General features: G+C 68.1%; 10 protein-coding genes. 7 read left to right on the top strand and 3 right to left on the bottom strand.

Going from position 1 to position 13,878, the window contains the following annotated elements:
* Position 1: 1 nt before the first annotated feature.
* A complete protein-coding gene (gene ybaL, locus WJU27_RS06595; protein WP_020164395.1) occupies positions 2-1,723 on the bottom strand; it encodes a YbaL family putative K(+) efflux transporter in 1,722 nt (573 codons plus the stop codon).
* A 449-nt stretch (positions 1,724-2,172) separates the two neighbouring features.
* On the opposite strand from ybaL, the gene pqqA reads away from it, so the two are divergent.
* The 7 genes from pqqA to WJU27_RS06560 all read left to right on the top strand — a co-directional run bounded on the left by pqqA (position 2,173) and on the right by WJU27_RS06560 (position 11,074).
* Positions 2,173-2,247, top strand: a complete 75-nt coding sequence (gene pqqA / locus WJU27_RS06590; RefSeq protein WP_008060142.1) for a pyrroloquinoline quinone precursor peptide PqqA — start codon at positions 2,173-2,175, stop codon at positions 2,245-2,247.
* A gap of 120 nt (positions 2,248-2,367) precedes the next feature.
* On the top strand, positions 2,368-2,742 hold the full coding sequence (locus WJU27_RS06585; protein WP_341421517.1) for a hypothetical protein: 375 nt from the start codon (positions 2,368-2,370) through the stop codon (positions 2,740-2,742).
* A gap of 153 nt (positions 2,743-2,895) precedes the next feature.
* A complete protein-coding gene (locus WJU27_RS06580; RefSeq protein WP_341421516.1) occupies positions 2,896-4,230 on the top strand; it encodes a TolC family protein in 1,335 nt (444 codons plus the stop codon).
* Positions 4,231-4,232: 2 nt separating this feature from the next.
* The gene (locus WJU27_RS06575; protein ID WP_341421515.1) at positions 4,233-5,474 is read left to right on the top strand and encodes an efflux RND transporter periplasmic adaptor subunit; all 1,242 of its coding nucleotides are present in this window, start codon (positions 4,233-4,235) and stop codon (positions 5,472-5,474) included.
* A gap of 50 nt (positions 5,475-5,524) precedes the next feature.
* Positions 5,525-8,671, top strand: coding sequence for an efflux RND transporter permease subunit (locus tag WJU27_RS06570; RefSeq protein WP_341421514.1), 3,147 nt, complete (start codon positions 5,525-5,527; stop codon positions 8,669-8,671).
* Between the two features lie 91 nt (positions 8,672-8,762).
* On the top strand, positions 8,763-10,397 hold the full coding sequence (locus tag WJU27_RS06565; RefSeq protein WP_341421513.1) for a phosphoethanolamine transferase: 1,635 nt from the start codon (positions 8,763-8,765) through the stop codon (positions 10,395-10,397).
* The gene (locus WJU27_RS06560) at positions 10,394-11,074 is read left to right on the top strand and encodes a response regulator transcription factor (RefSeq protein ID WP_341421512.1); all 681 of its coding nucleotides are present in this window, start codon (positions 10,394-10,396) and stop codon (positions 11,072-11,074) included. The genes WJU27_RS06565 and WJU27_RS06560 overlap by 4 nt, the downstream gene beginning before the upstream one ends.
* 11 nt (positions 11,075-11,085) lie before the next feature.
* Here the strand turns inward: WJU27_RS06560 and WJU27_RS06555 are convergent, their stop codons facing one another.
* Together WJU27_RS06555 and WJU27_RS06550 are read right to left on the bottom strand one after the other, a co-directional pair.
* Positions 11,086-13,308 carry a heavy metal translocating P-type ATPase gene (locus WJU27_RS06555; RefSeq protein ID WP_341421511.1) on the bottom strand — a complete coding sequence of 741 codons (2,223 nt, stop codon included), beginning with the start codon at positions 13,306-13,308 and terminating at the stop codon, positions 11,086-11,088.
* A gap of 314 nt (positions 13,309-13,622) precedes the next feature.
* Positions 13,623-13,856, bottom strand: coding sequence for a toxin-antitoxin system HicB family antitoxin (locus WJU27_RS06550; RefSeq protein WP_341421510.1), 234 nt, complete (start codon positions 13,854-13,856; stop codon positions 13,623-13,625).
* Positions 13,857-13,878: the final 22 nt, after the last annotated feature.

Genomic DNA, 13,878 nt, shown 5'->3' with positions numbered 1-13,878 from the left:
GTCAGTGATGCGGCCAGCTGGCGCCGCCGGGCGCGCCGCGCCCGAAATGCCGCACGACGTGTTCCGCCATGCCGCGCGCAAGTTCGTTTTCGCCAAGGAACACCGTGCCGAGGCTCTCGCGCTCGAGCAGTTCGGCTTCTTCCTCGTTGTGGGTGCGCAGCACCACGGCGATCTCAGGGTTCAGCGTGCGTGCGATCTCGACCATCTTGCGCACATTCACCGTTTCCGGAATCGCGATCACCAGCATCGCGGCCTTGGCGATGTGCGCCTGGATCAGCACCTCCGGCGTCTGTGCGTCGCCGAACACCGCCGGCACGCCTTCGCGCCGCAGCTGGTCGACGCGCTCACGGTTCTGTTCGGCGACCACGCAGGGAATGTGCTGTTCGCGCAGCGCGTCGGCGATGCGCCGGCCGACGCGGCCGTAGCCGACCAGCACCACCTGTTCGTTCAGCAGGCGCGCGTCGGTGGTCATCGGCAGCGCCGCCAGCGGGTCGTCGCGCTGTTCCAGCCGGCGGGCCAGCGACGAGCGCGCGATGGCCCAGGCGCGGAAGGGTTCGATGGCGGAGAACAGTGCCGCGTTGGCGGCGATCGAGATCAGCGCGCCGGCCAGCACCAGACTTTGCCCCTCGGCCGGCATCAGCCCGAGGTTCACGCCCAGCCCGGCGAGGATGAACGAGAACTCGCCGATCTGCGCCAGGCTGGCGCCCACCGTCAGCGCGGTATTCAGCGGGTAGCGGAAGGCGAGCACCAGCAGCACCGCGGCGATGGTCTTGCCCACCATGATGATGGCCACCACCAGCAGCAGCTTCAGCGGCTGCGTCCAGATCACGGCCGGGTCGAACAGCATGCCGACCGACACGAAGAACAGCACGGCGAAGGCGTCGCGCAGTGGCAGCGACTCGTCGGCGGCGCGGTGGCTGAACTCCGACTCGCGCATCATCATGCCGGCGAAGAAGGCGCCCAGCGCGAAGGACACGTCGAACAGCGCCGCCGCTCCGAAGGCCACGCCGACGGCGATGGCCACCACAGACAGCGTGAACAGTTCCTGCGATCCGCTGCGCGCCACCCACCACAGCAGGCGCGGCAGCACGCGGCGGCCGACCACCAGCATGAGCACGATGAAGGCGATCACCTTGGCCAGCGTGATCGCCATTGCCAGGCCAAGGTCGCGGCCCGATGCGGCGGCGTCATTGCCCGACAGCACGCCGGCCAGCGCCGGCAGCAGTACCAGCACCAGCACCATCACCAGATCCTCGACCACCAGCCAGCCGACCGCGATCTGGCCGTTGATCGACTTCAGCAGTCCCTTGGCTTCGAGCGCGCGCAGCAGCACCACGGTGCTGGCCACCGACAGGCACAGGCCGAACACGATGGCCGCACCGATGTCCCAGCCCCACATCGTGGAGACCGCCATGCCGAGCAGCGTTGCGACCGCGATCTGCACCACGGCGCCCGGCACCGCGATGCGCTTGACCGCCATCAGGTCGTCAAGCGAGAAATGCAGGCCGACGCCGAACATCAGCAGCATCACGCCGATCTCGGCCAGCTGGCTGGCCAGTCCGATGTCGGCGACGAAGCCCGGCGTGGTCGGACTGATCACGATGCCCGCCATCAGGTAGCCGACCAGCGGCGGCATGCGCAGGCGTACCGCGATCAGGCCGAAGATCATGGCGAGGCCGAAACCGGCCGCGATGGTGGCGATGAGGGTGATGTCGTGTGGCATGGCGCGTTCTGGTTATCGTTGGGGCGTATGCATGCACCACGCATTGTGCGCGCGCACGATCGTCCCCCGGCGGCGCGGGTTGCGTAAAGCTGAAGACCTGCGTCCCGGGCGTCTGTTCGGCCACCGGCAGTGTGGCCATCGCTTTCTTAGTGTGCTTCGTATTAGATCAAACTTTTTCGCATCGGCCGTGACTGCGCATGCCGCGGCGATGGCGACGGCACAGTGTGCGACGCGCTGCACCGGGCCGTTCCGCCGCGAGGTGCCGGGAAGCTGGCCTCTCAAATTCTGTCGATGAAACAGCCCTTAATGAAATTCTTTAGACTCGGTTCAGATCAGCTGCGAGGCGCCCAGGTGCGCCGCTGACGATACTGGCAGTGCAGGTCAGGCAACACGATCACCGGGATGCAGGGCCTGCGGAAGAGCCATCCATCAAAACTGAGGAGATAGACATGAGCTGGGAAACCCCGAAGGCCACCGACCTGCGTTTCGGCTTCGAAATCACCATGTACGTCGCCAACCGCTAAGTTCTGCGGTGGCAAGGAAAACGGCGGGCCTTGTGCCCGCCGTTTTTTTCGTCCGCGCAGGGCGCGTGGCCGGCCGGCTGTTCACGTGGCCGGACATCCTTTCGTGATATAAGCCGCCGCATGTGCCGTTCCGTCCTTTCCTTCCGTTCGCTCGTCGCGTCGCTGCTGGCGGGCGTCCTGCTGCTCACGCTGGTCAGCCCGCATTTCGGCTGGGAGGCGGTGGTCGGCGGCGTGGCGGGAGGGCAGTACGCGGTTGCCGACGGTACGGGTGACAGTGTTTTCCACGGCTGCGACGATGACACCGCCGACCCGGAGGCGCATCACCACCATGGTTGCGCCGGTCATCAGTTCTCTCACACGCCGGTCCAAGTCAGTGCTTTGCTGGCCTGGCAGCCCGATCTTTCCAGCCAGCGCGGCGTCCTTCCTCCCGGCGCCGGCTTCCATTCCTTCATCCCCCCCGGCCTCGATCGCCCACCCACACAGGCCGGCGTCTGAGGGCCTGTTCTTCCCCGATGCGTGCATGAAGCGAGCGCGTCGACCGCAAGGTCACGCCGTTTGCGCCGTGCGTGCGTGAATCGTCCGGACAGGCCCGGGCGCCGGTGACCTCGTCGGTCGCCGGCCACGATCCGATCAAACCGGGATGTATTCATGTTCAAGCGATTTTTTGCGTGGGCGCTCGCCTGCCTGTGGGCGGCGTCGGCCGGCGCGCAGCATCCGTCCGCCGACGGCGCTGCGGTGTCGTCGGCCGGACTGCGCCTTGAAGGGGCACCGGCCATCGCGCCGGACACCCTGTCCGGCGGTGCGACAGCCGCCTTCATCGAGACCGCCGCGCCGCTCACGCTGGCGCAGGCGGTCGATTACGCGCTGGCGGCCAATGCCGCTCTTGCCGCGGCCGCACGCGAGGTGCGCGCGTTCGACGGCGCGCGCCTGCAGGGCAGCCTGCGACCCAATCCCGAGCTGGGTCTGCAGGTCGAGGACCTGCGCGACCGCAACCGCAACACCACGCTGGCGCTGTCGCAGCGCATCGAGCGTGGTGGCAAGCGGGAGGCGCGCATGGCCGTGGCCGAAGCCGGGCAGGGCGTGGCCGTGCGCGATTTCGCGGCGCGCCAGCGCGCGTTGCGCGCCGAGGTCGAAGCCGCCTTTCACGGCGTGCTGGGTGCGCAGGAAAACCTGCGCATCGCGCGCGGATCGCTCGAACTGGCGGAACAGGTCAGCGCGGTTGCCGCCAAGCGGGTGAAGGCCGGCAAGGTGTCGCCGGTCGAGGAAACGCGCGCCCGTCTGGCCGAGGCAAGCACCCGCGCCGAACTGGGTGCCGCGGCCGGCGCACTGCGCGTCGCCCGCACCCGGCTGTCGGCGCTGTGGGGCAATCCGCAGCCGCGCTTCGATCGTGCCGATGGCGCGCTCGGCGGCGACATCGGCCTGCCGTCGCTGGAAGCGTTGTTTGGCGCCCTCGACACCGCGCCGCTGGTCGAGCGTGCCCGCGCCGAAACGACGCGCCGCCGCGCGGTGGTCGAACTCGAGCGCAGTCGCGGGGTGCAGGACGTGACGATTAGCGCCGGTGTCCGCCGTAACGAGGAGCTGGGTGTCGACCAGATGGTGTTCGGCGTGTCGATTCCGCTCGCCATGAACGACCGCAATCAGGGCGCTCTGCTTGAAGCGCTGCGTCGGGCCGATCAGTCGCAGGACGAATTGTCCGCGCTGCGCATGGAGCTGTCGGCACGCCTGGCCCGTGCGCACGAGCGCGCATCGACCGCGCGCGAACTGGTGCAGGCGCTGGAGCGGGACATCCTGCCCGGCGCCGACAGCGCATTCCGCGCGGCCACCACCGGCTTCGAACTGGGCAAGTTCACCTTTCTCGAAGTGCTCGACGCCCAGCGCACGCTTTTCCAGGCCCGCACCCAGTACGTGCGGGCGCTCACTGACATGCACGACGCCATCGCCGACCTGCGCAGCGTGGTCGGCGATGGCGCGAACGGACAATGACCATGACTGCTTCCATCACTTCGCTGATCCGCCGCCGCCCGCTCACGTCGGTTGCCGTCGCGGCACTCGCCAGCGCGCTGCTCGCGCTGGCCGTCATGCTGTGGCGCGATGCCCTTCACGACGACGTCGCGTCCGGTGACCACACAGGTCATGCGCACGGCGCGACAGACGGCGCACGGCGCGCCGCGACCGCCGACCACGCCGGCGAGCAGCCGGGAGGGGTGCGCCTCGACGCCGCGCAGATCGCCCGCGCCGGCATCGAAACCGCGGCCGCGGCCCCGGCCGTGCTGCACCGCGCGCTCGAACTGCCGGGCGAAATCCGCCTCAACGGCGACCGCACTGCCCACGTCGTGCCACGCGTCGCCGGCGTGGTCGAACAGGTGAGCGCCGATCTCGGTACGCCGGTGCGCAAGGGCCAGGTGCTGGCGGTGCTCGCCAGTACCGTGCTCGCCGAACAGCGCAGCGAACTGCTGTCGGCGCAGAAGCGGCTCGATCTGGCGCGCATCACGCACCAGCGCGAAAAGCTGCTGTGGGAACAGAAGGTGTCGCCCGAACTTGATTTCCTGCAGGCGAAGCAGGCGATGCGCGAGGCCGAGATCGTGGTCGCGAGCGCACGCGAGAAGCTCGCCGCGCTGGGCGCCGAGCCGTCGGGCACCGACGCGCTGAACCGCTACGCGCTGCGCGCCCCCTTCGACGGCGTGGTGATCGAGAAACACCTGTCGATCGGCGAGGCGGTGCGCGAGGACAGTCAGGTATTCACCGTGTCCGACCTCGGTTCTGTATGGGCCGAAATCAGCGTGCCCGCGCGCGATCTCGACCGCGTGCGCGCCGGCAGCACGGTCACGGTGCGCTCCACCGCGTCCGGCCTGACGGTTCGCGGCACCGTGCTGCACGTCGGCGCGCTGCTCGGCGAGCAGACGCGGTTGGCACTGGCGCGCGTGGTGCTGCGCAATCCGGATCTGGCCTGGCGCCCGGGGTTGTTCGTCACCGTGTCGCTCGACGTCGACCGCATCGAGGTGCCGCTGGCGGTCGGGCTGGCGGCGGTACAGACCGTGGACGGTCGCGACGCAGTGTTCGTCCGCAGCGCGGACGGATTCGTGCTGCGACCGGTCCGGCTTGGCCGGCGCGACGGCGAACAGGTCGAGATACTCGAGGGCGTCGCGGCGGGCGAACAGGTGGCGGTGCGCAACAGCTTCGTGCTGAAGGCGGAACTGGGCAAGGAGGCGGCCGAGCATGTGCACTGATCCTCGCCTGAAGTGCCCTTCCGGCCCCACTCGCGACGGAGGTGGCCATCATGTTTGAGCGCCTCATCCGCTTCAGCATCGAACAGCGCGTGCTGGTGCTGCTGGCCGTGCTCACCATGGCAGTGCTCGGCGCGTTCAGCTTCCAGCGCCTGTCCATCGATGCGGTGCCGGACATCACCAATGTGCAGGTGCAGATCAACACGCAGGCGGCGGGCTATTCGCCATTGGAGGTCGAACAGCGCGTGAGTTGGCCGATCGAGACCGTGATGGCGGGTCTGCCCGGGCTCGATCAGACCCGCTCGCTGTCGCGCTACGGCCTGTCGCAGGTGACGGTGGTGTTCAACGATGGCACCGACATCTATTTCGCGCGTCAGCGCGTGCTCGAGCGGCTGCAGGACGCGCGCGACCGACTGCCCGCCGGTATCGCGCCGCAGATGGGGCCGATCTCCACCGGGCTGGGCGAAATCTTCCTGTGGACGGTGGAGGCCGAGCACGGCGCGCGCAAGCCCGATGGCAGCGAGTGGACGGCGATGGATCTGCGCGAAATCCAGGACTGGATCATCAAGCCGCAACTGCGCACCGTGCCCGGCGTGACCGAAATCAACACCATCGGTGGCTACGCGCGCGAGTACCAGGTGGCGCCGGACCCCGACCGCCTGCGAGCGCACGGGCTCACGCTCGACGCGGTGATCGACGCGCTGGAGCGCAACAACGCCAATGTCGGCGCCGGCTACATCGAGCGCAATGGCGAACAGTACCTCGTCCGCGCGCCCGGCCAGATCGGTTCGCTGGACGAACTGGGCGACATCGTGCTGACCAGCGTCGACGGCGTGCCGGTGCGCATCCGCGACGTGGCCGATGTGAAGTTCGGCCGCGAACTGCGTACCGGTGCGGCCACCGACAACGGGCGCGAAGTCGTGCTCGGCACTGTGTTCATGCTGATCGGCGAAAACAGCCGCAGCGTCGCGCAGGCGGTGGCGAAGCGGATGGAGGACATCAATCGCAGCCTGCCGCCCGGGGTGCGTGCGATCACCGTCTATGACCGCACCACGCTGGTCGACAAGGCCATCGCCACCGTGAAGAAGAACCTGCTCGAAGGCGCGGTGCTGGTGATCGTCGTGCTCTTCGTCTTTCTCGGCAACATCCGCGCCGCGCTAATCACGGCGCTAGTCATTCCGCTGTCGATGCTGTTCACCTTCACCGGCATGGTGCAACAGAAGGTGAGCGCCAATCTGATGAGCCTGGGCGCGCTCGATTTCGGCATCATCGTCGATGGCGCGGTGGTGATCGTCGAGAACTGTGTGCGCCGGCTGGCGCACCGGCAGAGCGTCGCCGGTCGTGCGCTCGAACTGCGCGAGCGGCTGGACGAAGTGTTCGCGGCGGCGCGCGAGACGCGCCGTCCGCTGCTGTTCGGCCAGCTCATCATCATGGTCGTGTATCTGCCGCTGTTCGCGCTGTCCGGCGTCGAGGGGCGGATGTTCCACCCGATGGCTTTCACCGTGGTGATCGCGCTGTTCGGCGCGATGCTGCTGTCGATCACCTTCGTGCCGGCCGCCGTCGCGCTGTTCATGGGCCGCTCGGTGACCGAACGCGACAGCCGCCTGATGAACGGGGCGCGGCGCGGCTACGCCCGTCTGCTCGCCTGGACTTTCGATCATCGCGCGGCCGTGCTGCTGGCCGCCGTGCTCGCCGTGGCCGGTGCAGGCGTGCTGGCTTCGCGTCTGGGCAGCGAATTCGTGCCCAGCCTGAACGAGGGTGACTTCGCTATGCAGGCGTTGCGCATCCCCGGCACCAGCCTGAGCCAGTCGGTCGCCATGCAGCAGCAGATCGAGACGGTGCTGAAAGCACGCTTCCCCGAAATCGAACGCGTGTTTGCGCGCACCGGCACGGCCGAGGTGGCGTCCGATCCGATGCCGCCGAACATTTCCGACGCCTACGTGATGCTGAAGCCGATCGACGAGTGGCCGCAGCCGCGGCGCAGCCGCGACGAACTGATCGCCGCGGTGCGCGAAACGGTGGAATCGCTGCCCGGACAGGCCTTCGAGTTCTCGCAACCGATCCAGCTGCGTTTCAACGAACTCATTTCCGGCGTGCGCAGCGACGTGGCGGTGAAGGTGTTCGGCGACGACATGGACGAACTGGAGCGCAGCGCCGGACGTATCCTCGCCCTCCTGCAGTCGGTGCCCGGTGCGGCCGCGGCGAAAGTCGAGCAGACCACCGGCCTGCCGGTGCTGACCGTGCGCATAGACCGCGCGCGTGCGGCGCGTTACGGCGTCAATATCGGCGACATCCAGGACGCCGTCGCCATCGCGATGGGCGGGCGCGGCGCCGGCACGGTGTTCGAGGGCGACCGCCGTTTCGACATCGTGGTGCGCTTCGCCGACGCGGTGCGCACCGACCTCGAGGCCGTCGCGCGTCTGCCGATCGCGCTGCCATCTACGGGCGCGACAGGCGCGCGTTTCGTGCCGCTGTCCGAACTGGCGTCGCTGGACCTGCAGCCCGGCCCCAACCAGGTGAGTCGCGAGAACGGCAAGCGCCGCATCGTGGTGACCGCCAACGTGCGCGACCGCGACCTCGGCTCCTTCGTCGCCGAAGCACAGCAGCGCATCGCCGCGGAGCTGGAGCTGCCGCCCGGCTACTGGATCACCTGGGGCGGCCAGTTCGAGAACCTGCAGTCGGCGTCCGACCGCCTGCGCGTCGTCGTGCCAGTGGCGCTCGGGCTGGTGTTCCTGCTGCTGTTCATGATGTTCGGCAACGCGCGCGATGGCCTGGTGGTCTTCACCGGCATTCCGTTCGCGCTGACGGGTGGCGTGCTGGCCCTGTGGCTGCGCGAAATTCCGCTGTCCATCTCGGCTGCGGTGGGCTTCATCGCGCTGTCCGGCGTGGCCGTGCTGAACGGTCTGGTCATGATCGCCTGCATACGCGGCCTGATCGACGAAGGCCGGCCGCTGATGGAGGCGATACGCGAAGGCGCGCTGCAGCGCCTGCGCCCGGTGCTGATGACCGCGCTGGTCGCCTCGCTCGGCTTCGTGCCGATGGCCATCGCCACCGGCACTGGCGCCGAAGTGCAGCGCCCGCTGGCCACCGTGGTGATCGGCGGCATCCTGTCCTCGACCGCGCTCACGCTGCTGGTGCTGCCGCTGCTGTATGGCGGCCGGACGCTGCGAAAGGACGCTGCCGCGCCGTCTTCCGGTTGATCGCGCCACGACTGCATATGCCCCGCTGCGCCATAAAGCTGCGCGGCGGGGACCGTAGATGGAAACGATCCAACCGCCCGGGAGCCTTTCGATGAAACTGATTTCCGCAAGAACGGAGGGCTGGTCGCGCCTTTCGGTCATCACCGCGGCATCGCTATGGATGCTGCTGGTCTGCAACCGGGCCTTCTGGGCCCGACTCATGGACGGGCGCGACATGACACGTCCGGACGAACTACTGTTCATGGCGGCCGCGGCGCTGGTGCTGCTGATGCTGCTGAACATGCTGGGCGGCGTGCTGGCGGTCGGCAGGCTGCTGAAGCCGGTGCTGGTCGCCTTGCTACTGCTGGCAGCCGCATGCAGCGGCTTCGGCGACCGCTATGGCATCGCAATCGATCGCAGCATGGTGCAGAACGTGTTCGAGACCGACGTAGTCGAGTCGTCGGAACTGCTGGATGCCGGCCTGCTTGCATGGCTGCTGTTCGCCGGAGTACTGCCGGCGATGTGGGTGATCCGCGCACGTCTGCGACCATCGGCCGCTCGCGGAGCCTTTGCACAGCGCGCGGCCTTTGTGTTCGCGAATGGGCTTGCGGCTTCGGCGCTGCTGGCGCTGTTCAGCGCCGGCTTCGCATCGGAGATCCGCAACGACAGGGCGCTGCGCTACCGGTTCAATCCGCTGAACGCGCTGTACTCGACTTGGCGTTATGCGCAGCCGCATCGCGCAGCGGCGGAAGTCGTTCCGGTGGGGCGGGACGCGCAGCGGACGGCTGCCGTCGAGGCGCGCGACCCTGTTGTTTTCGTGCTCGTCGTCGGCGAAACCGCGCGTGCGGAAGACTTCTCGCTCGGTGCGCACGAGCGCGTGACCAATCCCCGCCTGCAGGCCGCCGACGTGTTCTATTTCGATAGGGTGACCGCGTGCGGTACGTCGACCGCCGTGTCCTTGCCCTGCATGTTTTCCGATCTCGGACGGGACGGCTTCAGCGAGACGGCGATGCGTGGGCGGGAGAACCTGCTCGATGTGCTGGCGCGCGCCGGACTGGACGTGCTGTGGGTGGACAACAACTCAGGGTGCAAGGGACTGTGCGCCCGCGTGCGCTCGGAACAACCCTCTGCGAGCGATCATCCCCGACATTGTCGCGACGGCGAATGCCATGACGAAGTGCTGGTCGGCAGTCTGCGCCGTCATCTGGGAACGTTGCGGCGAGACACGGTGGTCGTGCTGCACCAGAAGGGCAGCCACGGACCGGCCTACTGGCGGCGCTATCCGCCTGAATTCGAGCGCTTCACGCCGGTTTGCCGCACGGTCAACCTGGACGACTGCACGCTCGAATCACTGCACAACACGTACGACAACACGATTCTCTACACCGACCACGTGCTGTCGGAGATTATCGGCGCGCTGCAGCAGGCGACCGGCGTCGGTGCGGCGGCCATGCTCTACGTCAGCGATCACGGTGAGTCGCTCGGCGAAAAAGGAATCTATCTTCACGGTGCGCCGCGCGCCGTCGCGCCAGCGGTGCAGTACCAGATTCCGATGATCTTCTGGGCGTCGCCGGCCTTCATGTCGCTGAGCGGGTTGAAGGCCGCCTGCCTCGACGCGCGGGCCCGCGCGCCGTTCAGTCACGACAACCTTTTCCATTCGGTGCTCGGTGTGCTCGACGTGCGCACCGCGGCCTACCGCGCTTCGCTGGACGCATTTGCGCCCTGCCGGGAAGGAGGGCGGTCATGAGACTGTTGCTCGCAACCGACGACGACGCACTGCGCCGCAGTTTGAGCGAAGAACTGGATCGGCACTGGTACTGCGCGGACAGGGTTCTTACGCGGTCCGAACTCAATCTTGCGCTGACCGAGTACGAATGGGGCGGCCTGCTGGTCGGACCGTCGTTCGACGGGCAGGCCGTATGCACGCTGCTCGCCGCGCTCAAGTCACGGCTGCAAGGTGTGCCGGTGGTTGCCTTGCTGGACGAACGCGCTGGCCTCGGCGAAGCGCTGGATGCTGGCGCCGACGATGCGATGACCGTGCCGCCCGACATCGACGAACTGCTGGCACGGCTGCGCGCATTTGACCGCCGCCGCATCGGTAGTACCGACAGTCTGCTGGCGACCGATGTGGTGGCCGTCGATCTGGCGGCGTGTTGCGCCCTCGTCGGTGATCGCCGCATTCCACTGAAGCGACGGGAGTTCCAGATACTGAAATACCTGATCACCCACGCGGGACGTCCTGTATCGGCCCGGTCCCTGCACGATCACGTCTATGGCTGGAGCGAGGACGTTGTGAGCAACGCGCTGCACGTGCATATCCACAACCTGCGGCGCAAGCTGCCTGCCGGCGTGATCGTGACGGTGCGCGGCGTCGGATTCATGATGCACGGTCGGCGCGGTGCGCTGGTGCGCACGCCGCGTTGACCGGTAGCCCCTCAGTACCGGCTCAGCCGCAGACCGTTGGCCACCACGATGAGGCTGGCTCCCATGTCGGCGAACACGGCCATCCACATCGATGCGTCGCCGCGCAGTGCGAGCACCATGAACACCGCCTTGATGCCGATGGCCAGCGCGATGTTCTGCCACAGCACCGCGCGCGTGCGGCGCGACAGCCGGATCACGTCGGGAATGCGCAGCAGGTCGTCGTTCATGATGACGATGTCTGCCGCTTCCATCGCCGTGTCGGTGCCGGCGCCGCCCATGGCGATGCCGATATCGGCGCGCGCCAGCGCCGGTGCGTCGTTGATGCCGTCGCCCGCCATCGCGCACGCGCCGTAGCGGCTGCGCAGCGCGTCGATGGCGGCGAGCTTGTCTTCCGGTAGCAGATCGCCGCGGGCGTCCTCGATGCCGGCTTCAGCGGCGATGCTGCGCACGGTGTCGGCGTTGTCGCCACTGAGCACGACGGGAACGACACCCTCCGACTTCAGCGCGGCGACCGCTTCGGCGCTGCGCGCACGCATGCGGTCGGCGACCGCGAACAGCGCATGCACGCGTTCCGTATCGGCCAGCAGGGTCAGCGTGCGGCCTTGTGCCTCGTGCACGCGCAGGCGTTGTTCGAGCGCCGGGCTGCACAGCCCGCGTTCTTCGATCAGGCGGTGATTGCCCAGCACCCATTCGCGTCCGTCGATGGTGGCCGCAACGCCGCGGCCGGGCAGGGCGGTGTAGCGTTCGGCCGCGGCGTCCGCTGCTGCGGTTGCGGTCGCCGGTAGGCCGGCAGCGATGGCCTGCGACACCGGGTGATCGGAATGCCCGGCCAACAGGGCGGCCCGGCGCAGCGCGTCGTCGGCACTCGCGCCCGGCATGATTTCGTGAGTCACCAGCTGCGGGCGACCTTCGGTCAGCGTACCGGTCTTGTCCAGGGCCACGGCACGCAGCCCGGCGGCGGCTTCGAGGTGGCTGCCGCCCTTGATGAGCACGCCCTTGCGCGCCGCGGACGCCAGACCGCTGACGATGGTGACCGGCGTCGAAAGCACCAGCGCGCACGGGCAGGCGATCACCAGCAGCACCAACGCGGTATAGATCGCCTCCATCCAGGCCATGCCGAGCACGAGGGGTGCGAGCAGCGCCACAGCGAGTGCGCCGGCGAATACCAGCGGCGTGTAGACCGCCGCAAAGCGGTCGACGAAGCGCTGGGTCGGCGCCTTCGTGGCCTGCGCCTGTTCCACGGCATGAATGATGCGGGCCAGCGTGGTGTCGCGCGCCGCGCGCGTGACGCGGATATCCAGCAGGCCGGTCTCATTGATGGTGCCCGCAAACACGGTGTCACCCGCCGTCTTGTCGACCGGCAGGCTTTCGCCGGTGACCGGCGACTGGTTCACCGCGCTTTGCCCGGCTTCGACCACGCCGTCCACGGGAATACGCGATCCGGGGCGCACCCTCACCCGGGCGCCCGGCGGCACCGCGGCCACCGGTGTGTCCAGCCAGCTGCCGTCCGGCTGCTCGACCGCTGCCTGCACCGGCGCGAGGTCGAGCAGTGTGCGCACCGCGTCGCGCGCGCGGTCCACTGAGCGCGCTTCGATCAGTTCGGCCAGCGCATACAGCGCCATCACCATGGCCGCTTCCGGCCACTGTCCGATCAGGAATGCGCCGGTCACCGCAATGCCCATCAGCGCATTCATGTTCAGCTTGCCGGCACGCAAGGCTCTCAGCCCGTTGCGATAGGTGCCCAGCCCGGCAAGCGCGATGGCCAATGCCGCCAGCCCCATGCCGAGCAGGCTGAACACCCGCGTGTCCGGCAGCAGCAGGTGAACCAGTTCCGCCGCGAGCGCACACGCGAGCGCCATCAGCGGTTTGCGCAGGCTGTCGGCGAGCGTCGGCGCTGCGTCCGGAGTCGCGTCCAGTCGCTCATTGGGAAAGCCTGCATCACGCAGCCTGCTCGCCACGCGACCGACCGTCTCCTCGCTCGCATCGACCGTGAGCGTGCGCTCCGCCAGCCGGAAGTCGAGGCGGCGGATGCCTTCGATGTCCGCCAGCAGGGCGCGGATTTCCTGTTCCTCGACTGCGCAGTCCATCCGTGGAATGTGCAGGCGGATGTCGCCGTCGGCCGCGGCGGGTTGAGGATCGATTGCGGTGGCTGAAGCGCTGCAGGCGCAGTGTCCGCAGGTGTCAGTTGCCTTGTTGGCAGGCCCGGTCGACGCCGGACGGGCGTGTTCGCTCATGGTGTAACGGTGCCTGCGCCGAGGCGCAACGAGGTAATCCGAAGAGGCCGGACGCACCCCGCATCATCGATGCGAGGTCGGGCCGCGTGTCGCAGTTTGACAAGAGAATAGGGGTCGTGCGGCATCGCTGCGTTAACAGTCGGACCACGCGTCGTGCGTCGCGGTTGCCACTGCGCAGGGGCGTGCTGAATCGGCTGGGTTTTGGCGGCATTCCGCGTTGAAGGCTTCGTCGATGCAGGTGAGCCGGAAAGAACTTGCCGTCAACGGCGGTCTGAGAACCGGCGCGCCCAGTCTTCGTTCGGCGACTCTGGCGTTCAGCGATCGAACTCTTCCGGAGGAATCGCCGGCACCGCGGTCATCGCTGCCTGGAATTTTTCCGCCGAAGCCCGCTCGGCGCGTTCCTTGAGATAGCTTTCCGTCGTCAAGGCAACAACCTTCTCGGCGACTGCGGAGGCGATGAACTGATTCATCGAAACGTGATCTTCGGCGGCAATGCTCTTGGCCATCCGGTGCAGGGAGTCGGGGGGGCGGACGCTGATCGTGCTCATGGTGTCTTCTCCAGTTGCACGA

The sequence above is a fragment of the Methyloversatilis sp. NSM2 genome (assembly GCF_038066675.1).
Classification (GTDB): Bacteria; Pseudomonadota; Gammaproteobacteria; order Burkholderiales; family Rhodocyclaceae; genus Methyloversatilis; species Methyloversatilis discipulorum_A.
This window is presented reverse-complemented; position numbering and strand designations above follow the sequence as displayed.

Excerpts from the sequence above, each read along its gene's own strand:
- WJU27_RS06575 (WP_341421515.1), top strand. The coding sequence starts at position 4,233 with ATGACTGCTTCCATCACTTCGCTGATCCGCCGCCGCCCGCTCACGTCG.
- WJU27_RS06580 (WP_341421516.1), top strand. The coding sequence starts at position 2,896 with ATGTTCAAGCGATTTTTTGCGTGGGCGCTCGCCTGCCTGTGGGCGGCG.
- WJU27_RS06585 (WP_341421517.1), top strand. The coding sequence starts at position 2,368 with ATGTGCCGTTCCGTCCTTTCCTTCCGTTCGCTCGTCGCGTCGCTGCTG.
- ybaL (WP_020164395.1), bottom strand. The coding sequence starts at position 1,723 with ATGCCACACGACATCACCCTCATCGCCACCATCGCGGCCGGTTTCGGC.
- WJU27_RS06550 (WP_341421510.1), bottom strand. The coding sequence starts at position 13,856 with ATGAGCACGATCAGCGTCCGCCCCCCCGACTCCCTGCACCGGATGGCC.
- WJU27_RS06560 (WP_341421512.1), top strand. The coding sequence starts at position 10,394 with ATGAGACTGTTGCTCGCAACCGACGACGACGCACTGCGCCGCAGTTTG.
- WJU27_RS06565 (WP_341421513.1), top strand. The coding sequence starts at position 8,763 with ATGAAACTGATTTCCGCAAGAACGGAGGGCTGGTCGCGCCTTTCGGTC.
- WJU27_RS06555 (WP_341421511.1), bottom strand. The coding sequence starts at position 13,308 with ATGAGCGAACACGCCCGTCCGGCGTCGACCGGGCCTGCCAACAAGGCA.
- WJU27_RS06570 (WP_341421514.1), top strand. The coding sequence starts at position 5,525 with ATGTTTGAGCGCCTCATCCGCTTCAGCATCGAACAGCGCGTGCTGGTG.